This window comes from Croceicoccus estronivorus, from assembly GCF_001625325.1.
In the GTDB taxonomy this organism is placed as follows: Bacteria; Pseudomonadota; Alphaproteobacteria; order Sphingomonadales; family Sphingomonadaceae; genus Caenibius; species Caenibius estronivorus.
On the sequence record NZ_JRQQ01000002.1, the window covers coordinates 606,306 to 632,183 of the forward strand.

25 protein-coding genes are annotated in these 25,878 nt (G+C 60.6%); 19 read left to right on the forward strand and 6 right to left on the reverse strand.

All coding sequences use genetic code 11. The annotated features are described in order from the left end of the window. Positions 1 to 11 precede the first annotated feature (11 nt). Together MB02_RS06205 and MB02_RS06210 are read right to left on the reverse strand one after the other, a co-directional pair. On the reverse strand, positions 12 to 2,042 hold the full coding sequence (locus MB02_RS06205) for a pyrroloquinoline quinone-dependent dehydrogenase (RefSeq protein ID WP_082825994.1): 2,031 nt from the start codon (positions 2,040 to 2,042) through the stop codon (positions 12 to 14). Positions 2,043 to 2,138: 96 nt separating this feature from the next. Then, complete coding sequence (locus tag MB02_RS06210; RefSeq protein ID WP_067533980.1) at positions 2,139 to 3,356, reverse strand: MFS transporter; 1,218 nt, start codon at positions 3,354 to 3,356, stop codon at positions 2,139 to 2,141. Between the two features lie 322 nt (positions 3,357 to 3,678). Between MB02_RS06210 and MB02_RS17630 the strand changes: the two genes are divergently transcribed. Then, complete coding sequence (locus tag MB02_RS17630; RefSeq protein ID WP_067533986.1) at positions 3,679 to 3,927, forward strand: hypothetical protein; 249 nt, start codon at positions 3,679 to 3,681, stop codon at positions 3,925 to 3,927. A 94-nt stretch (positions 3,928 to 4,021) separates the two neighbouring features. Continuing rightward, on the forward strand, positions 4,022 to 6,988 hold the full coding sequence (locus MB02_RS06225) for a cation-translocating P-type ATPase (RefSeq protein ID WP_067533989.1): 2,967 nt from the start codon (positions 4,022 to 4,024) through the stop codon (positions 6,986 to 6,988). Here MB02_RS06225 and MB02_RS17635 read toward each other — a convergent pair. From MB02_RS17635 to MB02_RS06240, 3 genes are all read right to left on the reverse strand, one after another. Beyond that, positions 6,885 to 7,364 carry a hypothetical protein gene (locus MB02_RS17635; protein WP_170304640.1) on the reverse strand — a complete coding sequence of 160 codons (480 nt, stop codon included), beginning with the start codon at positions 7,362 to 7,364 and terminating at the stop codon, positions 6,885 to 6,887. The genes MB02_RS06225 and MB02_RS17635 overlap by 104 nt on opposite strands. A gap of 2 nt (positions 7,365 to 7,366) precedes the next feature. Further along, entirely contained in the window at positions 7,367 to 7,636 is a 270-nt protein-coding gene (locus MB02_RS06235) for a DUF5132 domain-containing protein (protein ID WP_067533996.1), read from the reverse strand. Between the two features lie 152 nt (positions 7,637 to 7,788). Continuing rightward, positions 7,789 to 8,793: a CorA family divalent cation transporter gene (locus MB02_RS06240; protein WP_067533999.1), complete on the reverse strand. Its 1,005-nt coding sequence runs from the start codon at positions 8,791 to 8,793 to the stop codon at positions 7,789 to 7,791. 393 nt (positions 8,794 to 9,186) lie between these two features. Here MB02_RS06240 and pstS point away from each other — a divergent pair, with 393 nt between their 5' ends. Genes pstS through MB02_RS06260 form a run of 4 tightly spaced genes read left to right on the forward strand, consistent with a single transcriptional unit; the run spans position 9,187 to position 12,979 of the window. After that, positions 9,187 to 10,224: a phosphate ABC transporter substrate-binding protein PstS gene (pstS, locus tag MB02_RS06245; RefSeq protein WP_067534001.1), complete on the forward strand. Its 1,038-nt coding sequence runs from the start codon at positions 9,187 to 9,189 to the stop codon at positions 10,222 to 10,224. Between the two features lie 15 nt (positions 10,225 to 10,239). Next, positions 10,240 to 11,223 (forward strand): phosphate ABC transporter permease subunit PstC, encoded by a 984-nt coding sequence (pstC, locus tag MB02_RS06250; RefSeq protein WP_067534004.1) that lies wholly within the window; start codon positions 10,240 to 10,242, stop codon positions 11,221 to 11,223. Continuing rightward, positions 11,220 to 12,077 (forward strand): phosphate ABC transporter permease PstA, encoded by an 858-nt coding sequence (gene pstA, locus MB02_RS06255; RefSeq protein WP_067534007.1) that lies wholly within the window; start codon positions 11,220 to 11,222, stop codon positions 12,075 to 12,077. The genes pstC and pstA overlap by 4 nt, the downstream gene beginning before the upstream one ends. A gap of 32 nt (positions 12,078 to 12,109) precedes the next feature. Further along, on the forward strand, positions 12,110 to 12,979 hold the full coding sequence (locus MB02_RS06260) for a phosphate ABC transporter ATP-binding protein (RefSeq protein WP_067534253.1): 870 nt from the start codon (positions 12,110 to 12,112) through the stop codon (positions 12,977 to 12,979). 22 nt (positions 12,980 to 13,001) lie between these two features. Here the strand turns inward: MB02_RS06260 and MB02_RS06265 are convergent, their stop codons facing one another. After that, complete coding sequence (locus tag MB02_RS06265) at positions 13,002 to 14,129, reverse strand: site-2 protease family protein (RefSeq protein WP_206598571.1); 1,128 nt, start codon at positions 14,127 to 14,129, stop codon at positions 13,002 to 13,004. 170 nt (positions 14,130 to 14,299) lie between these two features. On the opposite strand from MB02_RS06265, the gene atpD reads away from it, so the two are divergent. The 13 genes from atpD to MB02_RS06330 all read left to right on the forward strand — a co-directional run bounded on the left by atpD (position 14,300) and on the right by MB02_RS06330 (position 25,644). Continuing rightward, positions 14,300 to 15,742: a F0F1 ATP synthase subunit beta gene (gene atpD, locus MB02_RS06270; RefSeq protein WP_067534258.1), complete on the forward strand. Its 1,443-nt coding sequence runs from the start codon at positions 14,300 to 14,302 to the stop codon at positions 15,740 to 15,742. Further along, positions 15,739 to 16,200, forward strand: coding sequence for a F0F1 ATP synthase subunit epsilon (locus MB02_RS06275; RefSeq protein ID WP_067534010.1), 462 nt, complete (start codon positions 15,739 to 15,741; stop codon positions 16,198 to 16,200). Before atpD ends, MB02_RS06275 begins: the two co-directional genes overlap by 4 nt. Beyond that, entirely contained in the window at positions 16,197 to 16,481 is a 285-nt protein-coding gene (locus MB02_RS06280) for an AtpZ/AtpI family protein (RefSeq protein WP_235829435.1), read from the forward strand. The genes MB02_RS06275 and MB02_RS06280 overlap by 4 nt, the downstream gene beginning before the upstream one ends. After that, the gene (locus tag MB02_RS06285; RefSeq protein ID WP_170304641.1) at positions 16,478 to 16,765 is read left to right on the forward strand and encodes an ATP synthase subunit I; all 288 of its coding nucleotides are present in this window, start codon (positions 16,478 to 16,480) and stop codon (positions 16,763 to 16,765) included. The genes MB02_RS06280 and MB02_RS06285 overlap by 4 nt, the downstream gene beginning before the upstream one ends. Then, positions 16,762 to 17,466 carry a F0F1 ATP synthase subunit A gene (locus MB02_RS06290; protein WP_067534017.1) on the forward strand — a complete coding sequence of 235 codons (705 nt, stop codon included), beginning with the start codon at positions 16,762 to 16,764 and terminating at the stop codon, positions 17,464 to 17,466. The genes MB02_RS06285 and MB02_RS06290 overlap by 4 nt, the downstream gene beginning before the upstream one ends. Next, positions 17,463 to 17,705, forward strand: a complete 243-nt coding sequence (locus MB02_RS06295; RefSeq protein ID WP_067534020.1) for a F0F1 ATP synthase subunit C — start codon at positions 17,463 to 17,465, stop codon at positions 17,703 to 17,705. Before MB02_RS06290 ends, MB02_RS06295 begins: the two co-directional genes overlap by 4 nt. Positions 17,706 to 17,720: 15 nt before the next feature. Then, positions 17,721 to 18,473, forward strand: coding sequence for a F0F1 ATP synthase subunit delta (locus MB02_RS06300; protein ID WP_067534023.1), 753 nt, complete (start codon positions 17,721 to 17,723; stop codon positions 18,471 to 18,473). Beyond that, entirely contained in the window at positions 18,466 to 19,995 is a 1,530-nt protein-coding gene (locus MB02_RS06305) for a F0F1 ATP synthase subunit alpha (RefSeq protein ID WP_067534026.1), read from the forward strand. Before MB02_RS06300 ends, MB02_RS06305 begins: the two co-directional genes overlap by 8 nt. After that, positions 19,988 to 20,857 carry a F0F1 ATP synthase subunit gamma gene (locus MB02_RS06310; RefSeq protein WP_067534029.1) on the forward strand — a complete coding sequence of 290 codons (870 nt, stop codon included), beginning with the start codon at positions 19,988 to 19,990 and terminating at the stop codon, positions 20,855 to 20,857. Before MB02_RS06305 ends, MB02_RS06310 begins: the two co-directional genes overlap by 8 nt. Before the next feature lie 116 nt (positions 20,858 to 20,973). Next, a complete protein-coding gene (locus MB02_RS06315; RefSeq protein ID WP_328585414.1) occupies positions 20,974 to 22,365 on the forward strand; it encodes an efflux transporter outer membrane subunit in 1,392 nt (463 codons plus the stop codon). Further along, the gene (locus MB02_RS06320) at positions 22,362 to 23,711 is read left to right on the forward strand and encodes an efflux RND transporter periplasmic adaptor subunit (protein ID WP_067534035.1); all 1,350 of its coding nucleotides are present in this window, start codon (positions 22,362 to 22,364) and stop codon (positions 23,709 to 23,711) included. Before MB02_RS06315 ends, MB02_RS06320 begins: the two co-directional genes overlap by 4 nt. Then, positions 23,711 to 24,436 (forward strand): ABC transporter ATP-binding protein, encoded by a 726-nt coding sequence (locus MB02_RS06325; protein ID WP_067534265.1) that lies wholly within the window; start codon positions 23,711 to 23,713, stop codon positions 24,434 to 24,436. The genes MB02_RS06320 and MB02_RS06325 overlap by 1 nt, the downstream gene beginning before the upstream one ends. Next, positions 24,436 to 25,644 (forward strand): ABC transporter permease, encoded by a 1,209-nt coding sequence (locus MB02_RS06330; RefSeq protein WP_067534038.1) that lies wholly within the window; start codon positions 24,436 to 24,438, stop codon positions 25,642 to 25,644. Before MB02_RS06325 ends, MB02_RS06330 begins: the two co-directional genes overlap by 1 nt. The last annotated feature ends 234 nt before the right edge of the window (positions 25,645 to 25,878 follow it).

Below are 25,878 nucleotides of genomic sequence, written 5' to 3' on the forward strand. Positions count from 1 at the left end.
AACGCCGGTCGCTATTGCGCGGTCTTGTCAGCCGCCGGCAGAGCATAGGCAACCAGAGAGTCCCCTACGGTAGTGCCGAGATACTTGTGGCCGCCAGCGGCGATGACGACATATTGCCGTCCATCCTTGTTCAGCCTGTAAGTCATCGGGGTCGCCTGCCCCCCGCCCGGCAAACGGGCACGCCACAGCACCTCACCGCTCTTGATATCGTAGGCACGCAGATAATCGTCAGTCGTAGCCCCGATGAACACCAGGCCCGACGCAGTGACGATCGAGCCGCCAAGGTTCGGCACCCCAAGCTTGAGCCAGATCGGGAACGGCGCCTGATCGCGAGTGGTGCCCAGCGGCACTTCCCACAGCCTCTTGCCCTTGGTCAGGTCGATAGCAACCAGCGTGCCCCACGGCGGCTCGTTGCAAGGTGCGCCGAACGGTGACAGCATCGGCTTCATGACCAGACCATAAGGCGATCCGGAAGCAGGGAGGATATGCTCTCCCTCCTCTGTGCGCTTCGCAATTTCGTCTCGCGGCACGAGTTGCATGATGGATGCAACCTGCTGCGTATTGGCGATCAGGATCGACCGTTCCGGATCAATCGTGATGCCGCCCCAGTTCGAAGCCCCCTGGAAGCTGGGATACTGGATCGAACCCTTGATCGACGGCGGCGTAAAAATGCCCTCGTTGTTCACTGAATTGTACAGGGCCCGGCATCTGCTCCGATCCCACGGGGTAAAGCCCCACATGTCTGCTTCGGTCAGATCGTGCGACCGGATAATGAAAGCGGGGTTGGCCGGGAATGGCTGGGTTGGCGAAAGCTTCTCCCCAGGTACGGCGCCCCCTTGCGGAACGGGGCGCTCTTCTACCGGGAACAGCGGTTTACCCGTCCGGCGGTCCAGAACGAAGATATGCCCTTGCTTGGTCGTCTGGGCGAGAGCCGGGACCACACCATCGGCAGTCGGCAGGTCGAAAACCACCGGCTGCGCGGGAATATCATAGTCCCAGACATCGTGATGGACGGTCTGGAAATGCCATCGGACAGCGCCCGTCGCAGCATCGAGCGCAACCACCGAACTTGCATAGTAATCGAGGCCATTGCGATTACCGCCAAAATGATCCGGTGCCGCATTGCCCATCGGCACGAACACCAGCCCCAGCTTCGGGTCGGCGGACATCGGAGCCCAGGAATTGGGTGTCGCGCGAACGAAGCTTTCCCCCTTGGGTGCATCTGCCTGATCGCTCATTCCCGGGGGCACGGCGTTCCAGGCCCATGCCAGCTTGCCGCTGTGCACATCGAAAGCGCGGATCACACCTGCGGGCATATCAACCCGCATATTGTCGGAAACCCGGCTGTTGATCACGATCGTCTCGCCGATCACCACCGGCGGAGAAGAGATGGAGAGATCGCCGCGCTCAACCTCGCCCAGCCCCGGCTTGAGATCGAGAATACCGCCCGCGCCGAACATTGCGCAAAGCTTACCCGTCTTGGCGTCGAGCGACACCAACCGGTTGTCGACCGTGCCTGCAAAGATACGCCCGGCGCATGCTTCGCCCTGGGGCACCTGGCTATCGCGCACATACGTCACGCCGCGACAGTTGATGAGGTAACTGCTGGTATAGTCTGATTTCGGATCGGCAGCCCAGATTTCCTTGCCTGTTTCCGGATCGAGCGCCGCGATACGCCCACTGCCCGAACAGACATAGAGGCGCCCTTCGGCAGTTATCGGCGTCGCCTCAAACGTGGGTGACAATCCGTCGGCGGCCTTGATCTCACCCACGTGATACGTCCACGCGGGTTTGAGCGCAGCGACGTTTTCCGGCGTGATCTGCGTCAGTGGGGAATAGCGTGTCCCGCCGTCGCCACCACCCCAACGCTCCCACCCCGCAACCGGGCCATTATAGTCAACGGTGACTGCCGGTTCGGGCCAGAACGCGTAAACGGCCGCGCCGACAGCAAGTACGGCCGCCAACGCCCCAACGCGCCTGAAACGGCGTTTTCCGCCAGACAGATTTGCTGCATTGTTCTCGTTATTCGCACTGCCCACCATAGTCAGGCTCCCCTCCCGTCTTCTTTTTGCTGCTGGGGCTCCAGCCCGTCGCCGCTTCCGTTTTCAAATTCCGCCGCGGCTTGCGCCGTCGCATTCTCAATCGCCTGCACCCTGCATTGCCCGCCTCTCAAAACGCCCAAGCAGGAAGAAGCATCCAGCGACTATGGCGCAGCTCAATACGATTGCGCCAACCATTATCCGATAGCTGCCCGTTATGTCATGCAGCAAGCCCGCCGCAGGCGGCAGAATGAAAGTCATCGGCAGCGTGAACAAGCCGAACAGCCCAAGCACATGGGCCAGCCGTTCCAGGCCGAAAATCCGCGTCGAAAGGACATTTACGGCGGGGAATACTCCTGCCCCGCAAACGCCGATTAGGAACACGGATAGCGCCATGAGAAACACGCCCGACATCGTGGCCAGAACCAGCCAGCCGCACGCAAACCCGGCCGAGGCAAAGGACAAGGCCCGCCCGCCTCCGAAACGGTCGCATAGCCAGCCGACACTGAATGCTCCGAGTACACTCGACCCGCCCATTAAAGACGCCAGGAATCCTGCTTCAGCGGGGGAGCGTCCCTGCTCGATCAGCAGCGCAACCATGTTCGCAACCCCGGTAATACCGACCGCGTTGAGCACGCCGCCGCACAAAACCATCAGCCAGAAAACCGGACTGGTCAGCAACTTGCCCGACTGCGCCTGTCCCCGTTTCGCACCATCCTGTCCCGCGGGGGGAAAGGGCGGAGCCGAATGAATGCCCGCGAGCACAGGCAACATCAGGAAATGAAGTGCAGCAAGAATGATATAGAAGCCGGACAGATCAAGCCGCTCGATCAGGAGCACCCCCAACATCGGCATGAAGCTGAGCAGAACCGGCATGGTCGCAAGGCCGACCGCACGGCCACGGGCTTCAGGATACCACCCCCCCACCAGCAAGCCGACCGGCAATGTTCCCGACAGGGCAACGCCCGGACCGATCAGAAACGCGAATGCGAGAAGGAATGCCGTCGTACTGGATGAGAGCGCCAGCACCGTATAGCCGCAACTGGCAAGGACAGCCCCGGTCATCATCGTCCACTTCAGGCCGAAGCGGTTTACCGAGGCGGCAATGAGCGGGCCGAGCAGCCCCATGCCGAGAATTACGCAGGAAAAGCCGAGCGAAATAACTCCCCGCCCGGCAGAATACCGTTCCTGAAGTGCGAGAAGGCTGACACCGAACGCCCCGTAAGAGCAGCCGATCGCAACATTCTGGGACAGAAATCCCCTGATCAGCATCAAGCCTCTTCGGGCGGCAGGCTGCCCCCCGGTCACGATCGACATATGGTAAAACTCATCGAAAAATTAGTAGTCATTGGCAACTATATCGGAAATTCGCCGCCTAATGCATGAGTGGGTTGTCAGTGTCCACACAGTTCGACTTGCAGCTGCGAGCCTTGGTGCAGCAGCCGGTCGCCATTTCACAGGGCAGGTTCATACCGCAATGGCAGGCTGTCCTTGCAGCCTGGGCGATAACTCGCACGGTCGAACTAAAAATACCGGCTGACGGACACATTAGGTTCATCATCCAGGTTCATTCTGCGCTTAGCGGTCGAATAACGGCCACAAGTACCACTGATCGGCAAACAGGTGCCAGAGGCTGAACATGCCTATTCCTAGTGAATGTGTCTTTAAATCCCGCAGGATCGATACACTGGTATCGAGCCTGGCAAGCGACGGCTGCGACCTTCGCGCTCCTTCAGACGCGATGGCGCTGGACGGGGAATTGTCCCTCTGGATCGGAGCTATAGGACCGATCGATGTCGCGGTGGCGCATCGGCACGATGACGTTCTGCATGTGCGGTTCCGTCAGCCGCTGGATCCGAGGATCATCGCCCACTTCAACGCTGCATGACCGGCAAGGCCAAAGCACTGCGACGGCACGCAGGAAATCGGTGATGATGAATGGCCACTATCACTGATATGGTCCCCCGCGTATCGCAAGACGAATGATTCTCAGGGTTCATCACCACCTGCCTGGCCGCACCAGATTGCGGCTCGATCCATGGCCCGATGCGGAGACTTTCAGCCATATCCAGCACACTCTGTCGCTGGTCGGGTGCATGATATCGGCAGCCAATCCTCTAACCGGCAGCCTGCTTGTCATTCACCCGAACGTGATGACGGCATCCGAATTGCGCGAACATGTCGCATCCGGTCTGGACGGCGGTCGAAGACCGGTCAGCCGCTCGCAGGCAACCACCAACCTGTTGAACACCGATCTCGACCGCATTGCCCTGGCCGAAGCAGGCAAGGTCGTCAGCCAGATGGAAACGAGCACATCGGGGCTGAGTGATCGGCAAGTGCAAGAGCGTCTGTCCACTTACGGCTACAACGCTGTCCCGATGCCGTCAGGCCGGTCCCGCGCAGAAATGGTGGCTGGGCAGTTCACCACCTTTCCGGTCGCCCTGTTGTTCGGATCGGCGGTATTGTCCATCGCCACCGGCGGACTTGTCGATGCCGCGGTGACACTGGGGGTTGTCTTCGCCAACGCCGGGATTGGATTTACTTCAGAGAATGCCGCCGAGCGCCTGATCCGCCGTCTGTCCCGCCCGGTAGAACACGAGGCCAGCGTTCTGCGGGGCGGTGCCCCCATCATCGTGACCTCACGCGAACTCGTCCCCGGAGACGTCATTTCGCTGCATCCCGGTAGCTTCATCCCCGCCGATGCCCGCGTTCTCGACGCGGACAATCTATCCGTCGATGAATCGAGCCTGACAGGCGAAAGCCTGCCGGTCCACAAGGCTCCCGGCGCACTGACCGAAACTCCGGCTTCCGTGGCCGAGCGAACAAATATTCTCCACGGAGGGACAGTGGTAACCGGTGGCAGCGGGCGCGCCATCGTCGTTGGCACGGGGAGCCGAACGGAAATGGCCCGCACCCAGGCAATGATTGGCCTCGCACGGCCACCCCGTCCCGATATAGAGGACGAACTGGCCCGGCTGGGTTCGCGCCTGTCGCTCGCCTGCCTCGGAGCATCCGGGGCCCTGTTCGCCATCGGCCTGCTTCGGGGCGAGCCGCTGTTTTCCATCGCGAAAAGCGCAATCGCTCTCGCGGTCGCTGCTATTCCCGAAGGTTTGCCCGCCGTCGCTACCTCTACCCTTGCCCTCGGCGCGCGCTCCATGGAACGCGAGAATGCCTATGTCCGCGCCCTTCCCGCGATCGAAGCGCTGGGCACGGTGGACACGATCTGCCTCGACAAGACCGGTACTCTGACGGAAAATCGCATGAGAGTGGTCGCCGCCTGCGTGAATGGGCGCTCACTAGACCTTTCCCCGGGCAAGGAATGGACGGCGCAGGACATGGCGGACCTGCAGCCGCTGGCAGAGGCCGTGACACTTTGCAACGAGGCCAGCCTTACGGATGGCAGCGGCTCCGCCACGGAACTGGCCCTGCTCCATTTCGCGCAACTGGCTGGTGCTGAGCCCGACAGGCTGCAAGGAGTGCACCCGATCCTCGCCATGCGCAGCCGGAATCATCACCGGCGCTGGATGGCAACGGAGCACCACGACGGCGACAGCCCTTTCCTGACATTGAAAGGTGCCCCGGACGAACTTCTGGCCATGGCATCGCAGGAACTTGCCAACGGCACCTCTGCCCCTCTCGACGAAGCCCGGCGGCGGGAAATTCTGTCGGCGAACGACCGCTTCGCAGCGCGGGGGCTTCGCGTGCTGGGCGTCGCGCGCAGCCAGGAAAAACTGGCCTCCGGCGATCCGGCCGGTCTGACATGGTTGGGTCTGGTTGCTCTTGCCGACCCCATTCGCGCCGAAGCACGCGAAGCCATAGCGACATTCCACCGTGCCGGTATCCGCACTATCATGCTGACAGGCGATCAGTCCGCGACGGCGCTGGCGGTAGCGGAGGAACTCACGCTTTCGCGCACGGGAATCATTCCGGTGTTGGAAACCAGCCGTCTCACTGGCCTGGACGATCGCCAGGTAGGGGAGATGGCGCTCAAGACTTCGGTATTCGCCCGGGTCAGCCCATCCGACAAGCTCCGCATTGTGCGTGGACTACAGGCCGTAGGCAAACGAGTGGCAATGATCGGGGACGGCATCAACGACGGTCCGGCGCTACGCGCTGCGGCAGTGGGCGTCGCGATGGGGGCCGGCGGAACGGACGTTGCCCGCGAAGTCGCCGATATCGTCATTGCCGACGACGATTTGCGCGCTCTGGCACGCGCAATCGCGCGAGGCCGGGCGACAGATGACAATGTCAGGAACGCAATCCGTTACTTCCTGTCGACAAATCTGGCGGAAGTTAGCCTGATGCTGGGTGAATCGCTGCATGGGCGAGGCGAACTGGAAACACCGATGGAGTTGTTCTGGCTCAATCTGGTGACCGATGTTCTTCCCGGTCTTGGCCTTACTCTCGCAGAGCCGAGAGGGGATGTCATGACACGTCCTCCGCGCTCCGCCGCTGGCGCCCTGTTCGCAAAGGACGAAATTCGTTCCATGGTGCTTGACGGCGGCGGGATCGCCGCTGCGTCGCTGGCCGCACACTTCCTCATGCAATCGCGTGCCGGTCTCGGCCCGCGCGCCAGAGGGACCACGTTCCTCACCATGGGCCTTGCCCAATATGCCCACGCCTGGGCACTGCGGGACCGCTCCCATGCCTCGCAAACCGCACGAAAAATCTCCGAGCGGCGTCTCGCGGGGGCTCTGGCCGCTTCCGGCGTGCTCCTGGCATTACCGTTTGCCTTTCCCGCGCTGGGCCGCCTGCTTGGCATTGCCCGCCCAACAGCCGGAGACATTGCACTGTCCGGAGCGCTTGCCGGAACCTCATTCCTGTTCGGAGAAGGACGGCGCCTCGCTATCCGAGGAACCGCCGCAAAGGCCGGGACATCGCCAGAGTCGCAGCCTGACCGAACAGCGTCAGCGCCGGACCAGCCACGCGGCCACGCGCAAGCTGGATAAAACCACCGGCAACCAATGCTGAAAATACGACATTCCAGATATCGGCCTTCCCGCCCGACCACTTCTTCAACACGGCATCCGCTTGGGAAAGCCGTTCGACCACCTGGCCTATCGGATCGGCGGCTGCATCGGTTACCAATGCGGTTTCGATAGTCAGGCCAGCGTCATCCAGTTTATCGACAAGCGTATCGTATTCCCCGACATGGTGGATAATGACGCTCCCGCTTCGCGGCCTGATTTCCACTTCCTGCACATTTTCGACAGTCGCCAGAGCCGAAGCCAACCATTGCAGATGGTCCCGTGCGGGTAACGGATGATCCAGAACGATCCGGATACGTCCGGGCATGGTATGGCGCAATGTTCCCCTTGCCGACATGGCTATTCGCCTTTGCCAGCGGCTCCGTCGCCGGAACGGATCACATCATCCTGAGTGTTGTTTGCCGCTTCCGTCATTTCGTGGGAAACCTCGGCAATCAGGTCCTCGACCTCCTCCGCCATCCGGGCAGCCGCCTGGCGCGCGACTATATAGCCTTCGAAACCGGCACGCATTGCCTTCTTCGCCGCAGGCCGTGCGGACCGCCAGAATGTCGGCCCTGCCAGAGCCGCGCCCGCACCGATTGCCAAACCCACCAGAAAGCCGCCACGCATGAATGCACCTTTTGCTGAAATCAAAGGGAGACGAGAGTCGTGGCCACTTTCTTAGCGGCAATCGGAATGAGGGGGAAACACTCAAGGCATGTGCCGTCGATTAAATGTCGGCGGCCCCATCCCGGCACTCTTGCAACAGAGACGGCCGCCCTTCAACGAAAGAAGCCCTGCCGACGGAGGAACAGATAAGTCGCCAGCGCCGCCCCTGCCGCAAGCAATGTCGCAAATGCTGTCCCACTGTCGCCCGTCAGCGGCAAACCGCCCGTATTCATGCCAAATATCCCTGTGACCAGCGTCGTGGGAAGCAACAAGGCCGTCATCACGGAGAGCAGATAGAGGTTCTCATTGATCCGCTGGTTCGACTGATGATTGATCTCATCCCGCAACAGACGCAATTGCCCGAGAACAGTGGAGGCATCGCCATCCACGCCCTGTACTCGCTGGGCCAGTTTCTCGACCGTTGGAAGCAAGGCAACGGGCAACTCTTCATCCTCCTCCAAACGGCGGAACAGGCTCTGCATATCAACAAGCAACCGGTGGAATTGTGACAGACGCCGCCTGATATCGAGAAGTTGCCGCCCACTGGGAGGCTGACGTTCGTCGATAAGGGCGTCTTCAGCCGCCTGCACTTCCACTGACAGGCGGCGGATCACGCCGCTGACATTCTGCAATATGGCGGAAACCAGCAAATCCAGCGCGCGTGCGGGCCCATCGACAATTTCGTGCTCGACCAGACGGCGTCTGGCAATGTCTGCCGATCCAATCGGATGAACGCGCGCCGAAACGACCAGACTAGGTGAAAGTGCCACTCTCAACGTCCCGATCCGACCTGTATCCTCCACATCGAAACCACGTTCGACATCGTGAAAGACGCAGGCAACCGCCTCGCCTTCGACGACCGCCTGCTGGTGGCTGTCTTCGGAAAGCAGGACTTCCTTCACTGCGGCGGGAAGCTCCGTCGTATGCTCGATCCACAATCTCGTGCCATGATCGGCAAGATTGAGATGGAGCCAACGGAAGCTGCCGCCATGCGGGCTGTCACAATCCCTGACATCACGCCGCTCTCCCTCGACGAAATCGAACCCCCAAATCAGCCCCGGGCTATCGCCGGGTGTCGATCCCGGCTTGTCGGAAGGCGACTCGACAGTGGACCCCATGATCTCTGCTCCTAAAAAACACTAACGCGCTGGCTGCGAGATAACCCGATACCCCGGCAACGCTGCCATTTGGAAAATGCAAATGCATTGGCACACATCATTCGTCATCATGCCCGATAGCCAAGGAGCGGGCTTAGCTATCACATATAGAAAGATCACAGAATAATTTAAAAATACCACCATATTAACGATATGGATCAGTGTAAAAATATCAAAATAATGACAGTAATTTTCCATTTTAAATTCTGTTCATTTGCAAAATACATCAATATGTCAAATTCACGACACAGCGTGTCATTTTAAAACCCCTCTTGTTAAGAATTTGACACGCACACGTAACAAGATGTGACTAGCCGCCGTCGCGGGATCAACACCCCCTATTGGAGACACGGCATGTTCAAGAAATTCGCTGTTGCTGTCGGCGCGGCCGCGGTGCTCGTCGGCGCTGCTCAGGCAGAAAACATCACTGGTGCGGGTGCGACCTTCCCCGCCCCCGTCTATTCCGCATGGGCGCAAACCTACCGTGCCAGCTCGGGCAACGAATTGAACTACCAGGCGATCGGTTCCGGCGGCGGTATCCGCCAGATCAAGGCGAAAACGGTGGACTTCGGCGCTTCGGACAAGCCGCTCAAGCCTGCTGACCTCGACGAAGCCGGCCTCATGCAGTTCCCGACCGTCATCGGCGGCGTCGTTCCTGTGCTGAACGTTCCGGGCGTCAACCCCGGCCGCCTGCGCCTGACCGGTTCACTGCTCGCTGAAATCTACATGGGACACATCACCCGCTGGAACGACGCGCAGATCGCCAAGATCAATCCGCAGATCAAGATGCCCGCCCTGCCCATCACAGTCGTCCACCGTTCGGATGGATCGGGCACCTCGTTCATCTTCACGTCCTATCTGTCGATGAAGAATGCCGATTGGGCGAAGAGTGTGGGAGCAAGCGACTCCGTTAGCTGGCCTGTCGGCCTCGGCGGCAAAGGCAACGACGGTGTCTCCGCCTTCGTCAAGCAGACCAAGGGCTCGATCGGCTATGTCGAATACGCCTATGCCAAGAAGAACGGCACGCCTTACATTCTCGTCCAAAACAAGGCCGGCGCCTATCCGCAACCCAATGGCGCTGCATTCGCAGCAGCCGCTGCCAGTGCCCCCTGGGGCAAGACGCCGGGCAACTACATCATGCTGCTCGATCAGCCGGGCGCGAAAGCCTGGCCGATCAGTGGTGCGACCTTCATTCTGATGTACAAGAACCCGTCCGATCCGGCCCGTTCGGCCAACGTGCTCAAGTTCTTCGACTGGGCGTACAAGAATGGCGACAAGACAGCCTCATCGCTCGATTACGTTCCCCTGCCGGCGTCAGTAAAGATGACTATCCGCAAGCAGTGGGCAAGCGAGATCACCGCTGGCGGCAAGCCCGTCTACGTCAGCAAGTAAGCGGCGATCACTCCAATGGCCGAGGCAGATTTGACTCTTCCCGGTAATCCGGCCCCGCGGAGCATGCCTCCGCGGGGTCTCCTTCCCACCCGGCGCAACGACACGCTGTTCCAGGTCGTGTGCTTCTCGGCAGCCATGGTTCTCATGGCCGCGTTGTTCGGACTGATCCTGTCGCTCGCATGGGGTGGCTGGCCTGCATTCGAACGATTTGGCATCGGCTTCCTGTTCTCCAGCGAATGGAATCCTGTCACTGACGAATATGGAGCTGCGGGGCCGATAGTCGGTACTCTCGTAACCGCGTTCCTGTCCCTCCTGCTGGCACTGCCGCTTGCAGTCGGGGTCGCGATCTTTCTCGTGGAATTCTGTCCGCAACGGATCGCCCATTGGCTGGCGATCGCGGTCGAACTTCTCGCAGGCATTCCATCAATCGTTTACGGCATGTGGGGCCTGTTCGTGCTCGCTCCATGGTTTGCCGACCACATACAATTGCCCCTGTTGATGAGCGTGGAACCGGGTTCCTGGCTCGACACGCTGTTCAGCGGCGTCCCCAACGGCGCCAACATCTTTACCGCCTCTCTCATTCTGGCGATCATGATCCTGCCTTACATGGCAACGGTCTTTCGCGAACTGTTGATCTCCGTCCCGCCCCAGATGCGCGAGGCAGCCTACGGCATCGGTTGCACCTCGTTCGAGGTGGTCGGTTCGATCATGCTGCCCTACATCCGCCGCAGCGCAGTCGGTGCTGTCATGCTCGGCCTTGGGCGCGCCCTTGGCGAAACAATGGCCGTCACATTCATCATTGGTAATTCGCACGGATTTCCGAAAAGCCTGTTCGCTTCCGGATCGACGATCGCCTCGACCATCGCCAACGAGTTCACCGAAGCGACCGGCGATCTGCATATAGCCGCCCTGATCGCGCTCGGCTTCGTGCTCTTCCTGATCACTTTCGCATCAATCGCCGGTGCGCGGTTGCTGCTTGGAGCGGAGCGTTACCGATGAGCGTCCCATTCTCGTTCGACCATCATGCAAGGCGCAAGCTGGTCAATTACCTGTTCGTCGCACTCACTTCAGGTGCAACCCTGTTCGCAATCGCAGCCCTGCTGCTGATCCTCTATTCCCTCGTCGTGAACGGGATCGGCGGCCTCGATGCGCAGGTATTCACTCTCGACCAGCCTCCACCAGGAGAAATGGGCGGATTGCGCAATGCCTGGGTCGGCTCCCTTATCATGTGCCTGTTCGCGATGATCATTGCCGTGGTGATCGGTATTCTCGCGGGGACCTGGCTCGCCGAATATGGGGACGGCAACAAGCTGGCGGTCGTAGTGCGCTTCCTGAATGACGTGCTGTTGTCCGCGCCATCCATTCTGGTCGGCCTGTTCGTTTACGAAATTCTCGTCAGGCCATTTCACGGCTTTTCGGCGCTGGCCGGGGCCGTTGCTCTGGCATTTCTGGCAACCCCTGTGGTTACCCGGACGACCGAGGACATCATGCGCCTGCAAAGCCACGCCCTGCGCGAAGCGGGCATGGCGCTTGGGGCTGGTAGAGGCCACGTCATCCGAAATGTGATCTGGCGCGCTTCACGCTCCGGCCTGGTCACCGGGGCGCTGCTCGGTTTCGCGCGGATCAGTGGCGAGACGGCACCGCTCCTGTTTACCTCGCTGGGCAATCCATTCCTCAGCTTCGACCTGACCCATCCGATGGCATCGCTGCCGACCACGATCTTCCAGTTTGCCCTCAGCGCCTATGACGACTGGCGCGAATTGGCCTGGGTCGGCGCTCTTTTGATCGCGATCGCGGTCCTATCCATCAACATCATCGGGCGCACCCTCACGCGCGGGAGTATCAGCAAGTGACATTCGATATCTCACAGGCCGACCAGCCGGCCATGATCATTGACCCGCCGCACGATCGCATCCTTGATGTCAAAGGCCTCGATTTCTTCTACGGCAAGACCCAGGCGCTGTTCGGCGTCGACCTGCCAGTCGCACGCGACAAGATTACCGCTCTGATCGGCCCCTCGGGCTGCGGCAAGTCCACTCTTCTGCGTTGTCTCAACCGGATCTATGATCTCTATCCCGGGCAACATGCCGAAGGACAAATCCTGTTCCATGGCGAAGACGTCCTCGGCACACGACGCGCACCAGGGGGATTGCGGGACAAAGTGCAACTCGCGGTGGAAAGCGCCCCTCCGATCGACCCTGTCGAAGCGGAGGGCGTCCTCCGTGTCGGTGGCGATCTCGCCCGCTTACGCGCACGCGTCGGCATGGTCTTCCAACGGCCGACACCGTTCCCCATGTCGATCTACGACAACATTGCCTTCGGCGTTAAACTCCACCGCCGCGTCTCGAAGTCGCAAATGGACGAAATAGTCGAAGACTCGCTCACCCGCGCGGCGCTGTGGGACGAAGTGAAGGACAAGTTGCACCAATCGGGCCTCGGCCTGTCAGGTGGCCAGCAGCAGCGTCTTTGCGTTGCCCGTGGCATCGCGGTGGAACCGGAAGTCCTGCTGCTCGATGAGCCTGCCTCCGCGCTCGATCCGCTTTCGACGGCCAAGCTCGAATCCGCACTGGTCGAACTGAAAGACAGCTTTTCAATCGTGATCGTTACTCACAATCTGCAGCAGGCCGCCCGGATTTCCGATTATACGGCTTTCATGCTCCTCGGCCGGCTGATCGAATTCCGTCCGTCGACCGACGCATTCGTTGCTCCCGAAACTGAAGCCATGCGGGATTACGTCACAGGCCGCTTTGGCTGAACAAGCCGAATGTTACACAAAATCAGACAGATGTTCGCCGGATATTTCCCTCACTGACCGCCTGCGTTTTGGCTCGTGCATTCTGGATCATCACATGCTCCAGCATGTTCTCCCAAGTTACGAAGCCAACCGGGCGGCCGGCGGGGTCGGCGACTACCACCATTGGGGCGCCTTGCTGAAGAAGGCGGACTAATGCATCGGCGCTGTGGCGCGCCGAGACGACCGGAACATCAGCCTGCATCGCCTCGCGCGCGGGCATGGCCGGGTTTTGATGGAGCGCCTTGATAATATCATCGCGCGCAAGAACTCCCTGCAACAGCCCCGCACTGTCAATCACGGGGAATTCCCTCTGGCTGGTGCGGATCAGGGCATCGGCCGCCGCAGAGACCGGTTCTTCGACCCGCAGGCTTTCAAAATCGGTTATCATCACATCTGCCGCAGTGAGGCCCAGCGTCGCATTGCGCATCTGCGCAAGGCCAGCCTCCCCGCCAGCCGCAAGAAAGACAAACAGGGCGATAAAGATCAGGATGACATTGCCCGACAGCAATCCAAGAAAGCCAAAGACGGCGGCAGCGATCTGCCCTGCACCGGCCGCGATGCGCGTTCCCCGGGCATAGCCAAGCCGGGCAGCCAGCAAAGCCCGCAGCACTCTGCCGCCATCCATCGGGAACGCAGGAAGCAGATTGAAGACGGCAAGAAACAGATTGATCCAGCCCAATTGCCCAAGCACCTGCGCAATGCCGCCTTCCGCGGCATCCGGGGAAAACGCCGGAAAACCGAACAGAAGCAGCAGGCCAAGGCCGATAGCGAGGCTCACGACCGGTCCGGCCAATGCGATGACCAGTTCCTGCCGTGGCTCTTCGGGAAATCGTTCCAGACGCGACACCCCGCCTATCGGGAGCAGCAACACTTCGGGCGTCTTCACTCCGAAGTGACGCGCGGCAAGAATGTGTCCGAATTCATGCAGAACGACGCAAAAGAACAGCAGGGTCAGAAAAACGATCCCGCCTATCGCCGCCCCTGCCCCTTCCCGCAGGAAGGCCATGACACCGATCCAGAACAGGAACAGTAGAAACGACCAGTGCAGGCGTACGGTGGTTTCCCCAAACTTTCCGAGCGCCAATGACCAGCCCATTTCCGCTTCATCCATGCAGCTTGCGACATCGAACCTTAAGCCAGGCCTGCATGCGTTGTCATTCGCAATTCTCCAAGGCCCGGCAGCCCCCCCTGAGATCCGGTCAAAAAAAGCGGAACGCTTCCACAGAAAGAGCTTGCCGCCCGCTCCCCCTCTCCCTCATGATCGCGATTGGACGACTCCCCATGAACGATCCGGTGCCAGAGCAAATCCTGCAGAAATCTTCCGGGCATCAGGCATTGCCCGGTCGGGTCGTGGCAGTCCGCGGCGCAGTGATCGATGTGCAATTCCCTGAAGATGCGTTGCCTGAGATCGAAGAGGCGCTGTCCGTTATCGTTGATGACGAACATACCATTATCGCGGAAGTTCAGGCCCATCTCGATGTAACGACAATTCGGGCCATCGCGATCGAGCCCACCACCGGACTGAGACGGGGCAGCACAGCCAACCGAACCAGCGCCCCCATCATGGTCCCTGTCGGCGACGCCGTTCTTGGGCGTTTATTGGGGGTCACGGGAAACATCGCGGATGGGGGTGCAGCGCTGCCTCCCGATACGCCCAGATGGCCGATCCACCGCAAGCCTTTGCCCTTTGCCGATCAACAGGGAGCAACCGACCTGTTCATGACCGGCATCAAGGCGATCGACCTCCTCACCCCTCTGGCACGCGGCGGCAAGGCCGCAATGTTCGGCGGGGCGGGTGTCGGCAAGACCGTACTGGTGATGGAACTGATCCATGCCATGGTTTCTGGGTATCAGGGCATATCGATATTCGCCGGCGTCGGCGAGCGATCCCGCGAGGGACACGAGTTGTTGCTCGACATGCGGCAATCCGGAGTGATCGACCGCACCGTTCTGGTGTACGGACAAATGAACGAGCCACCCGGCGCCCGTTGGCGTGTACCGATGACCGCATTGACCATGGCGGAATACTTTCGCGATGAAGACCATCGCAACGTCTTGCTGTTGATGGACAATGTCTTTCGCTTTGTACAAGCTGGCGCGGAAATTTCCGGCCTGCTTGGCCGTTTGCCGTCACGTGTCGGGTATCAGCCAACGCTCGCCAGTGAAGTCGCTGCCCTGCAGGAAAGAATTGCCTCTGTCGGTGATGCCGCAGTTACCTCGGTGCAGGCGGTCTATGTTCCGGCGGACGATTTCACCGATCCGGCGGTGACGACCATTGCCGCTCATGCAGACTCCATCGTCGTCCTGTCCCGAAACATGGCAGCCGAAGGAATGTACCCCGCGATTGATCCCATCGCTTCTTCCTCCGTCCTGCTCGACCCGCTGATCGTAGGCCAGGAACACACCGAAATCGCCATCGCGGTGAGAGGCGCGATAGAGCGTTATCGCGAACTGCAGGATGTCATCGCATTGCTTGGTGTGGAAGAACTGGGCGCAGAAGACCGACGCAACGTGACAAGGGCCCGCCTCCTGCAATCCTTCCTGACGCAGCCCTTTACAGTCACACAAGCGTTCACAGACACTCCGGGCCGCTCGGTCAGCCTGGCGGAAACGATTGCCGGATGCCGCGCGATTTTGGGCGGCGAATGTGATAAGTGGCAGCAGCGTTCGCTTTATATGGTGGGCAATCTCGACGAGGCTCGCGCGAAGGAGGCGGCATCGTGAACTCGCGATTACGGCTGACCATTGCAACACCGGCAAAGCTGGTCATCTCCTGCGACACCGTGAGTTCGCTCAGAGCCTCCGACGAAAGTGGCAGCTTTGGAATCCAACCGGGCCATGCCGACCTGCTGACTGTCCTGCCGGCATCGGTCGTTCATTGGCGCACAGACGACCAAAGCTGGCATCACTGCGCAGTTCGGGCCGGTGTGCTGAAAGTATCGAACGGAGGCCAGGTGGCCATTGCCGCGCGCGAGGCCATTGCCGGTGATGATCTCGAAACACTGGAAGCCACGGTGAGGAATGCGAGAGCCGACGAAACTGAGGCGGACCGCCGTGCTCGCGTCGAGCAGGCCCGCTTCCACACCTATGCCCTGCGCCAGTTGTTGTCGCACCTCATTCCCGAAAGGCACCCGGAAGGTTTCCCGCCTGCACGGGATGCTCGCGATGGGGGACTTGCTTGACTGGCGATCCTCCTCTCGACCGCATGGCAGACGCGGCCCGGCGGGCATCCCGGCGCGCGGAAGAAGGGCAGGCCGATCCTGAACCTTCACTCGGAACCAGGCTGGGCCAGATCGGTGTGCTTGGCTGGACCATGATACTCCCCACACTGCTGGGTGTCTTTGTCGGCCGCTGGCTCGATCGGATTCTGGGCACGGGGATTTTCTTTTCGGCGCCCCTCCTGATGCTGGGGGCAGCACTGGGTTTCTGGTTCTCGTGGAAATGGATGCACCGCCGCCTATGAGCATTCTGCCGCCGCCTGGCCAATTGCCCTACCTGGTGCTGTGGTTCGGCGCCGGGGCGCTGCTGGGCCTGGCGTTCTTCACTTCCCTGCGACGCAATGTCACACTTTATACGGAAGGGCGCCCGGTTGCCGCCGGACTGCTGCACGCCGGAAGGATCGCCATTCTCATCGCTGTGCTGGCCGGGGCGGTACATTTCGGCGCAGGCCCGCTTGTTGCCTGCACTATCGGGTTGCTGGCGGGGCGTTGGCTGATCATGCGGCGTATTCGCAGGGAAATGCCATGACCCGATCCCCTCTCATTCTCGAGCCCCTGTTCATGATCGGCCCCGTCCCGATCACCCGGCCGGTTGTCACGACCTGGGCCATCATGGCCGTGCTGACACTCTTTGGCCTGCTTTTGCGAGCGCATCTGGCGAACCGTCCGGGAAAGCTGCAATCCGCTGCGGAACTGGTTACGGAAGCGATCGATCATCAGATTTCGGAAGTGCTCCAGCGCGATCCGGCACCTTATCGCGCACTTGTAGGCACGGTATTCCTGTTTATCCTGGTCGCCAATTGGTCATCACTCATGCCTGGGACCGAGCCACCCACTGCCACGCTCGAAACCGATGCTGCTCTCGCTTTGATCGTTCTTGCCTCAACCATATGGTTCGGTATCCGGGTGCAAGGCGTTGCCGGCTACTTCGCCACTTTCGCACAGCCAAGCTGGGCAATGATCCCGCTCAACCTGCTCGAACAGATCACACGCGCATTTTCGATGATCGTCCGCCTGTTCGGCAACATCATGAGTGGGGTATTCGTCGTCGGCATCGTCCTGTCACTCGCCGGGCTGCTCGTGCCGATACCCTTGATGGCGCTCGACTTGCTCACAGGCGCGGTGCAAGCATACATCTTCGCCATTCTTTCATGCGTTTTCATCGGGGCCGCAGTGAACGGCGAAAACGATCCTCCGCAAGATGAGCACCGAAAATGGGATACGACATGACGACAGAGCAAATCAGTATCATCGCGGCGGCGTTGACCGTGTGCTTTGGCGCGATTGGCCCCGCCCTTGGCGAAGGCAGGGCTGTAGCAGCCGCGATGGATGCGATCGCGCGCCAGCCTGAGGCAGCAGGCACTTTGTCACGAACGCTTTTCGTTGGTCTGGCAATGATCGAAACGATGGCAATCTATTGCCTCGTCGTTTCGCTGCTGTTGCTCTTCGCCAATCCTTTCGTCGGATAAGGCGGCAACCACGCAATGCGTATCGATTGGTGGACTTTGGGATTGCAGGCGATCAACCTGCTTGTCCTCATGTGGATCCTGAGCAGGTTCCTGTTTCGGCCAATCGCCCAGATCATCGCGCAACGCCAGGCAGCAGCCGACAGCATCCTGAACGAGGCGAAATCGGCCCAGGAGAAAGCGGAAGCTGCCGAACAGCAGGCGCACAAGATGGCGGATGATGCCGCTGCCGCGCGCCAAGGCCTGATCGACGCCGCGACCGGCGAAGCGGAAAAGGAAAAGCAAGCCTTGCTTTCCGCCGCACGCGCCGAAGCGGATACCCTGCGCAACACGGCACGGAAGGAAGCGGAGCGCATCCGCCAAAGCGAAGCCGCATTGGCAGAAGATCGCGCGAGCCGCCTTGCGGTCGATATCACTGCCCGCCTGTTCGAACGGCTCCCTCCGGAAGCCCGTATCGATGGCTTTATCGATGGTTTGGCCGATGGCCTCGTCAAACTGCCACAAACAACCCGTGACGAATTGGGTGCTGCGGGATCAAGGGTGACGCTGAAGGCATCCCGCGCACTTTCCAAGGCAGAAGAGCAATCGATCCATACCGCTTTGACCAAGGCGCTTGGGCGAGACCTGGCGTTCACCGTTGCGATCGATCCCTCATTGATCGCAGGGCTCGAAATCGAAACCGAACATGCGGCAGTCCGCAACAGTTTCCGCAACGACCTGAACAGGGTCGTCCATACCCTGACTGAGCGAGGGGACAGCAAAGATGCCTGAGCACGGGGACTGGATCGCGCACAGCCGGCAACGGCTTGCCGCCCTGCCCTTGAATGCGACGGCGGAAACCGCAGGCAAAGTGACTCACATCGCCGACGGTATCGCAATGGTTTCCGGCCTGCCTGACGCCCGGCTCGGGGAACTGCTCAAATTCGACGGCGGCCAGACCGGTTTCGCCATGGCGCTGGACAGGGATATCATCGGGACCGTCCTGTTCGACAGCACGGGAGGAATAGACGCCGGTACACGGGTCACCGGCACCGGAGAGGTCCTCCGCGTCCCGGTCGGGCCGGGACTGCTGGGAAGGGTCGTCGATCCTCTCGGCCGGCCACTGGACGGCGGAGAGGCGATCCTTGCTGAACGCCATGATCCCACCGAACGCGACGCCCCGGCCATCATCGACCGGGATCTCGTACAGGACCCCGTCGAAACCGGCGTGCTCGTCGTCGATGCCCTGTTCGCCTTGGGACGCGGCCAGCGCGAGCTGATCATTGGCGACCGGGCAACGGGCAAGACCGCTCTCGCCGTCGAGGCGATGGTCGCCCAAAAAAATTCCGAAATGATCTGCATCTATATCGCGGTGGGGCAACGGATTTCGGCGATCGAGCGGACCATCGCGGCCATCAGGAAACACGGCGCGCCCGAACGAACGATTTTCGTCGTGGCATCCGCCGCATCTCCGCCTGGCCTGCAATGGATCGCACCAGCCGCGGGCATGACCATTGCCGAATATTTCCGCGACAATGGCGGGCATGCGCTCGTCGTGATCGATGACCTGTCAAAGCATGCGGCAACCCATCGCGAGCTTTCGCTGCTGACCCGTTCGCCCCCAGGGCGAGAAGCCTACCCCGGCGACATATTCTATCAACATGCCCATCTGCTTGAACGGGCAGCCCATCTTTCAGCGGAGCTCGGCGGAGGCTCGCTGTCTGCCTTGCCCATCATCGAGACGGATGCCGGCAACCTTTCCGCCTACATTCCGACAAATGTTATTTCGATCACAGATGGCCAGATCGTACTCGATTCCCGACTGTTCGCAGCCAATCAACGCCCCGCAGTCGATGTTGGCCTGAGTGTCAGCCGCGTTGGCGGAAAGACACAGAAAGCCGCGTTGCGTGACGTTTCGGGGAAAATCCGCCTTGATTACGCCCAGTTTCTCGAACTGGAAATATTCACTCGCTTCGGCGGAATTTCCGACAAACGCGTCATGGCGCAGATCCAACGCGGCGAACGCATCCGGGCACTGCTGGCCCAGCCGCGCTTCGAAAGCCTGCGCATGGTCGATCAGGTGGCGCTGCTCGCTGCGCTGAATGCCGGTGTTCTGGATGATTATTCCACCGCGACCATCGGCAAGATACGCTCCCGGATCACCCATTGGCTCGACTCTTCGGTTCCCGATCTGGTCGCAGCGATTTCGGATTCCGGTGAGGCGGACGAAACCGTCAGATCGAAACTTGCGGATGCCGTTCGCGCACTGGCAACCCTTGTCGACCGCGAAAGCGACGGAGCGGGCGATGTCTGACCAACTCGGCGAAGTCGAACATCGGCTCGAAGGCGTCGACCAGTTTTCATCCGTCGTTTCGGCTATCCGGGGCATTGCAGCGGTCCGTCTCAACGAAGCGCAGGAGCGACTAAAAGGTATCGCGAGCTACGCGGGAACGGTCGGTGAAGCGATCAGCGAGGCACTGGTCCTCATCCCCCCCCACGCCCCTGCCCCCGTCAGCTCCACCTCTGGCGAGGCTCACCTGTTTGTGATGATATGCAGCGAGCAGGGTTTCGTCGGAGGCTTCAACATGCGGATCCTCGATACCGTCGAAGAGCTGTTGGCAGCGGAAGCGAATGAGAGCGAGCTGTTCGTCATTGGTAATCGCGGTGGGGCCGCAGCAGCCGAGCGCAACCTTGCAATCAGCGGAACCTTGCCAATGGCTTCGCATGGCGACGAAGTCATGACTCAGGCCAACCGGTTGGCCGAAGAATTGTATCGTCGCCTGGAGAGCCGGAAAGTCGACCGTATTACCCTGGTCCATGCCGCGCCCGGACAGGCCGGACAGAACATTATTCAACGGCCGCTCATCCCCTTCGATTTCCAGCGCTTCCCTCCCGCTGCTCCCACCGAACCCCCTATTCTCAACCTGCCACCTCAGGATCTTCTCGAAGCATTGGCACAGGAGTATGTCTTCGCGGAAATCTGCGAAGCCATCATGCTTTCCTATGCCGCAGAAAATGAGGCTCGGATGTATGCCATGCTTTCGGCGCGCAGCAACATCGACCGCCGCCATGACGAACTGACTGCCCTCACCCGCCGTCTACGCCAGGAACAGATAACGTCCGAAGTCGTGGAACTGGCAGTGGGCGCGGAAGCGAGCTTCGGAGAACATCGCTGATCGCCGCCTCAAGCCAGATTTCCGGTCACCGGCCTGAGACAGTTCGCGACAATTTGCGACTGGACCTCATTCCAGCGGCCATCCATTGAACGGTCATGAGGCGCTATCGGATATTTGTGTTTGCTCCCCTGCTGATATCGGGATGCAGCGCCGGCCCTAACTATCATCCCCAAAGCGCTGCCAGTCTCGGCATCCCATCGCACTGGTCTGCATCGGCCGAGCCGGGTGCAGAAGACCTCGCCCTCTGGTGGAACAAGTTCGAAGATCCACAACTCGCCAGGTATGTCGACCGGGCGCTCAACGCCAATCTCGACATCGTTCAAGCAGCCGCGCGGCTGCGTCAGGCGCGCGCCGCCCTCGTTCAGGCCCGCGCAGGCTATGCTCCGTCAATCGGAGCTACGGCAGGCACCCGCGAAGGATATGATTTCGGCGACAATGTAATCGGTAGCCGATCTACAACGAGCTATTCAGCCGATGTGGATGCTTCATGGAGCATGGACTTGTTCGGGGGCACGAGCCGCGCCGTGGAGGCCAGCCGCGCCGAATTGGAGGCCGCTGGATATGATCTCGCCAGTGTTCGCACGGCGATCGCGGCAGAAGTCGCGCTCAATTACATCGATGCCCGCTCTGCCCAGGCGAGCCTTGCCATCGCCCGCGACACACTTGCGACGCAGGACGACAATCTGCAAATCGCGCAATGGCGGCGGCAAGCCGGGCTGGTTTCCTCACTCGATGTCGAACAGGCGCGAACGCAGAGAGCGCAAACGGCTGCCACGATCCCGACATTGGAAACCAGCTTCGCCAGCGCTGCAAACCGTATCGCCGTTTTGATGGGTGATGCGCCGGGGACCATCACCGCCGATCTCGCGTCGAACGCAACCATTCCCCAAGGCCCCGATGGCATAGCAGCGGGTATCCCGGCGGATACCCTGCGCCAGCGGCCAGACGTCCGTGCCGCCGAACGAACGCTGGCTGCCGCGACAGCCCGGATCGGGGTCGCCAAGGCGCGCTTGTATCCCTCACTAGCCATTAACGGCAATATCGGTGCATCCGCGCTGTCCGTCGGTGGTCTGGCCGATGCGATCACCGGATCGCTGTTCGGTAGCCTCTCTCAGCTTTTGTTCGACGGGGGTGCAACAGCCGCCGCTGTGCGCTCTCAGGAGGCCGGAGCAGACGCCGCCTTCGCCGCCTATCGCCAGACAGTGCTGACCGCACTGGAAGACGTCGAGAATGCTCTCGTTTCGTTCAAGGCCACCAATGAACGCAGGGAACAGCTCGTCATTGCACTCGACGCGGCGGAAACCACAGCGCTTCTCGCCCGCAGTCAGTACCAGTCCGGCCTGACGGACTTTCGCACGGTGCTTGACGCCGAACGCAGCCTGCTAAGCGCCCGTGACGGCCTTTCCAGCATTCAGGCGGCACATGCCCAGGCTCTCGTCCGGCTTTATCTTGCCTTGGGCGGAGGATGGGATCCACTCGCACCCCTTCCCGACGGGACAGATCAATGACCGACCAAACCTCCACGACTGAGGGACCTGCCGCCGCGACGGAGGCGGATCTCGACGCGTTCCTCGGCGCGACAGACGCGCCCCGCTGGCACCGCTGGGTGAAATGGGGCGGCGGGGGGGTTGCGCTCCTTCTGCTCTTACTGCTCCTTGCACGCTGCTTCGGCGGCGGTGAAACCGGAGGCTACATCACACAGGAGGTACGACGCGGAAACCTCGCCATTACCGTCTCCGCCACGGGGAATCTTGCGCCAACCAATCAGGTTGAAGTGGGTTCGGAATTGTCGGGAACGATCGATCAGGTCCTGGTCGACGTCAATGATCGCGTTGCCCGTGGGCAACCGCTGGCGGTTATCAATACCGACATCCTCGACGACCAGATTGCACAGGGACAGGCCGCACTCAACGCACGAAGGGCAGAGGTCCAACAAGCGAAAGCGACGTTGGCCGAAGCCCAGGCCCAGCTTAATCGCATGCAAGAGGTCTCACGCCTGTCCGATGGCCGTGTCCCTTCGCAGACGGAGATGGCGAGCGCCGAGGCCACTCGCGCCCGCGCGGTTGCTCAACTCCGCGCGGCAGAGGCGAATGCCGTATCGGCACAAGCCAGCCTGTCGTCGAGCATGACCAATCGCGGCAAGGCCGTGATCAGGGCCCCGGTGTCCGGAATCGTGCTGTCCCGCCAGATCGAGCCGGGTCAAACAGTCGCAGCCTCTTTCAGCACGCCGACATTGTTCGTCATCGCGGAAGACCTGTCTTCCATGCAACTCGAAATCGCCATCGACGAGGCGGACGTCGGCCAGGTCAAAGCCGGGCAAGAGGCCACGTTCACAGTCGATGCCTGGCCGGGAGAAACCTTTCCCGCAAAAATCCAGCGTGTGGATCTCGGCTCCAACAATCTTGCCTCCAGTTCCAGCTCTTCGTCGGTCAGTACAAGCTCACAGGTCATCGCCTATGATGCCATTCTCAGCGTCTCCAACCCGGACGGACGCCTGCGCCCCGGCATGACCGCAACTGCCGACATTGCAGTGCAATCCGCTGAAAACGTGCTGATCGTGCCCAATGCCGCACTTCGTTTCCGACCTGACAATGGCGACACCTCCGAAGAAACCCAAGGTGGTCTGATGACCCAGATGGGACCGCCCGGGCGCAGAATGAATGAAGGAAACGGGCAGCAGACAGAAATTGGCGCCGGTAGCCAGCAAACGGTCTATATTCTCGACGACAAGGAAAAGCTCCGCGCGATCCCGGTCGTCACCGGCGCAAGCGATGGGCGCGACACGGCTGTTACCAGCAGTGAGCTAAAGCCCGGGATGAAAGTCGTGACCAGTGTAAAGGCAGCGACCGAATGATGGCACAAGCCCCGCTGATCCGATTGCGTGGCATTACCAAGGTTTTCGGGTCGGGCCCCACTGCCTTTCAGGCGCTGAAGGGAATTGACCTCGATATCGAACAGGGGGACTTCGTTGCGGTCATGGGCCCATCCGGTTCCGGCAAGTCGACGATGATGAACATCCTTGGCTGTCTCGATGCGGCAACAGGCGGGCAATACCTGTTTCACGGCGTCCCGGTGGAAAGTCTCACAGGCGATCAGCGCGCATTGTTGCGACGGAAATATCTCGGCTTCGTATTTCAGGGCTTTAATCTGCTGCCCCGCACGACAGCGCTGGAAAATGTCGAATTGCCCCTGCTTTATCGGGGGGAACCGCGTGCCCGCCGCCATGATCTCGCCATGGCAACGCTCGAACAGGTGGGGCTCGCCCCCTGGGCGCATCACACACCGGCTGAGCTTTCCGGCGGACAGATGCAGCGCGTGGCGATCGCCCGCGCCATGGTGACAGAGCCGGATGTCTTGCTGGCGGACGAGCCAACCGGCAACCTCGACACCGAACGTTCGCTGGAGATCATGGAACTGCTGACCCGGCTGAATGTGGAACGAGGGCTGACTATTGCCCTTGTCACTCACGAAGAAGAAATGGCCGAATATGCGCACACGATCGTGCGTTTCCGCGATGGCCTGATCGAGCGGATAGAACGGAACGAAAAACGTGCTGGCAAGATCGGAGCACCCGCCTGATGTTCCTCACCACAATCATGCTCGCCTTCCGCGAGATTCGCCGCCATCTCATGCGGTCGTTCCTGACGATCCTCGGTATTGTCATCGGTGTGGCCGCCGTCATCACCATGGTCACTCTGGGCAACGGCGCCACGGCCGCCGTAGAACAGCAGATCAGTTCGCTTGGCTCCAACATCCTGATTGTCCGGCCAGGCCAACGTATGGGGCCTGGCGGCGGCGGCGAAGCCGTACCCAATTTCGAAGAGGACGATCTTGAGGCAATCCGGGAACAGATCCCGGGTGTGCGGGCAGTTGCCGGACAGGCACAGGCTTCCGCCACTGCGGTTCGCAACGAACAGAATTGGTCGACGACCATCAATGGAACAACCAACGACTATCTTGTCGCGCAGGATTGGGCGCTGGCTGAAGGCCGCACTTTCACAAATGCAGAGGAACAAGCGGGCAAGAGCGTCTGCATCCTCGGCGCGACATTAGTCAGTAACCTGTTTCGAGACGGCGATCCGGTTGGGCAACGCTTCCGGCTGGATAACGTCTCCTGCACGGTTGTGGGTGTCCTGGATGCCAGAGGCCAGGGCGGGTTCGGTGTCGATCAGGACGATGTTGTCATTATGCCGCTCAAGACCGTGCAGCGGCGCTTTACCGGCAATCAGGAGCTGCGTTCGATCATGATCGCAGTCGCAGACGGGTATGAGACGAGCAGCGTACAGGCATCTCTGGAGGGCCTGCTGCGTGAACGGCGAAATCTCACCGGCAATCAGGACAACAATTTCAACGTGCTCGACACAGCGCAAATTGCCTCCGCGGTTTCCGGCTCTACCCAAATCCTCACGGCCCTGCTCGGCGCAGTGGCAGCCGTCAGCCTGATTGTCGGAGGGATCGGTATTATGAACATCATGCTTGTTTCCGTAACCGAACGCACCCGTGAGATCGGCATCAGGCTGGCTATTGGCGCACTGGCACGGGACGTTCTGATGCAATTTCTGGTCGAAGCAGCTGCCCTTGCCTGTCTCGGCGGAGTCGTCGGCATTCTGCTTGCACTGGTCGTTACGCTCGCTCTTGCACCGGTGATGGGGGTCCCGTTTCTTTTCGATCCAACAATCAATCTGATCGCGTTCAGCTTTTCAGCGTTGATAGGCGTCGTCTTTGGCTATTTTCCAGCGCGGCGGGCAGCGAGCCTCAATCCGATAGAGGCATTACGGCACGAGTAGGGCACAGCCTCTGCCTGATCAGATGGGGATTCAGATTGTTCCATCCCATGCGTGATCGCGCCCGATAAGGCAGGAAAACCCAGCCCATACAGGCTCGCATTCTTCCAGCCTCATTCACACACTTGGGAGAGGCCACACTCCGTTGAACACAAAAGGGGCCGGGAGAAGTAATCTCCCGGCCCCCTTGTTTATTGCCTACGCTGGGTTGGGCTTAGTTGCCCGAGCCCGGCCCGT

Bases quoted from the DNA above. Each gene is read 5' to 3' on its own strand.
- MB02_RS06210 (WP_067533980.1), bottom strand. From the start codon at position 3,356: ATGTCGATCGTGACCGGGGGGCAGCCTGCCGCCCGAAGAGGCTTGATG.
- MB02_RS06225 (WP_067533989.1), top strand. From the start codon at position 4,022: ATGATTCTCAGGGTTCATCACCACCTGCCTGGCCGCACCAGATTGCGG.
- MB02_RS06290 (WP_067534017.1), top strand. From the start codon at position 16,762: ATGACCCGATCCCCTCTCATTCTCGAGCCCCTGTTCATGATCGGCCCC.
- MB02_RS06330 (WP_067534038.1), top strand. From the start codon at position 24,436: ATGTTCCTCACCACAATCATGCTCGCCTTCCGCGAGATTCGCCGCCAT.
- MB02_RS06235 (WP_067533996.1), bottom strand. From the start codon at position 7,636: ATGCGTGGCGGCTTTCTGGTGGGTTTGGCAATCGGTGCGGGCGCGGCT.
- MB02_RS06325 (WP_067534265.1), top strand. From the start codon at position 23,711: ATGGCACAAGCCCCGCTGATCCGATTGCGTGGCATTACCAAGGTTTTC.
- pstS (WP_067534001.1), top strand. From the start codon at position 9,187: ATGTTCAAGAAATTCGCTGTTGCTGTCGGCGCGGCCGCGGTGCTCGTC.
- MB02_RS17635 (WP_170304640.1), bottom strand. From the start codon at position 7,364: ATGTCGGCAAGGGGAACATTGCGCCATACCATGCCCGGACGTATCCGG.
- MB02_RS06260 (WP_067534253.1), top strand. From the start codon at position 12,110: ATGATCATTGACCCGCCGCACGATCGCATCCTTGATGTCAAAGGCCTC.
- pstC (WP_067534004.1), top strand. From the start codon at position 10,240: ATGGCCGAGGCAGATTTGACTCTTCCCGGTAATCCGGCCCCGCGGAGC.
- MB02_RS06265 (WP_206598571.1), bottom strand. From the start codon at position 14,129: ATGGATGAAGCGGAAATGGGCTGGTCATTGGCGCTCGGAAAGTTTGGG.
- pstA (WP_067534007.1), top strand. From the start codon at position 11,220: ATGAGCGTCCCATTCTCGTTCGACCATCATGCAAGGCGCAAGCTGGTC.
- MB02_RS06285 (WP_170304641.1), top strand. From the start codon at position 16,478: ATGAGCATTCTGCCGCCGCCTGGCCAATTGCCCTACCTGGTGCTGTGG.
- MB02_RS06205 (WP_082825994.1), bottom strand. From the start codon at position 2,042: ATGGTGGGCAGTGCGAATAACGAGAACAATGCAGCAAATCTGTCTGGC.
- MB02_RS06305 (WP_067534026.1), top strand. From the start codon at position 18,466: ATGCCTGAGCACGGGGACTGGATCGCGCACAGCCGGCAACGGCTTGCC.
- atpD (WP_067534258.1), top strand. From the start codon at position 14,300: ATGAACGATCCGGTGCCAGAGCAAATCCTGCAGAAATCTTCCGGGCAT.
- MB02_RS06300 (WP_067534023.1), top strand. From the start codon at position 17,721: ATGCGTATCGATTGGTGGACTTTGGGATTGCAGGCGATCAACCTGCTT.
- MB02_RS17630 (WP_067533986.1), top strand. From the start codon at position 3,679: ATGCCTATTCCTAGTGAATGTGTCTTTAAATCCCGCAGGATCGATACA.
- MB02_RS06295 (WP_067534020.1), top strand. From the start codon at position 17,463: ATGACGACAGAGCAAATCAGTATCATCGCGGCGGCGTTGACCGTGTGC.
- MB02_RS06320 (WP_067534035.1), top strand. From the start codon at position 22,362: ATGACCGACCAAACCTCCACGACTGAGGGACCTGCCGCCGCGACGGAG.
- MB02_RS06310 (WP_067534029.1), top strand. From the start codon at position 19,988: ATGTCTGACCAACTCGGCGAAGTCGAACATCGGCTCGAAGGCGTCGAC.
- MB02_RS06240 (WP_067533999.1), bottom strand. From the start codon at position 8,793: ATGGGGTCCACTGTCGAGTCGCCTTCCGACAAGCCGGGATCGACACCC.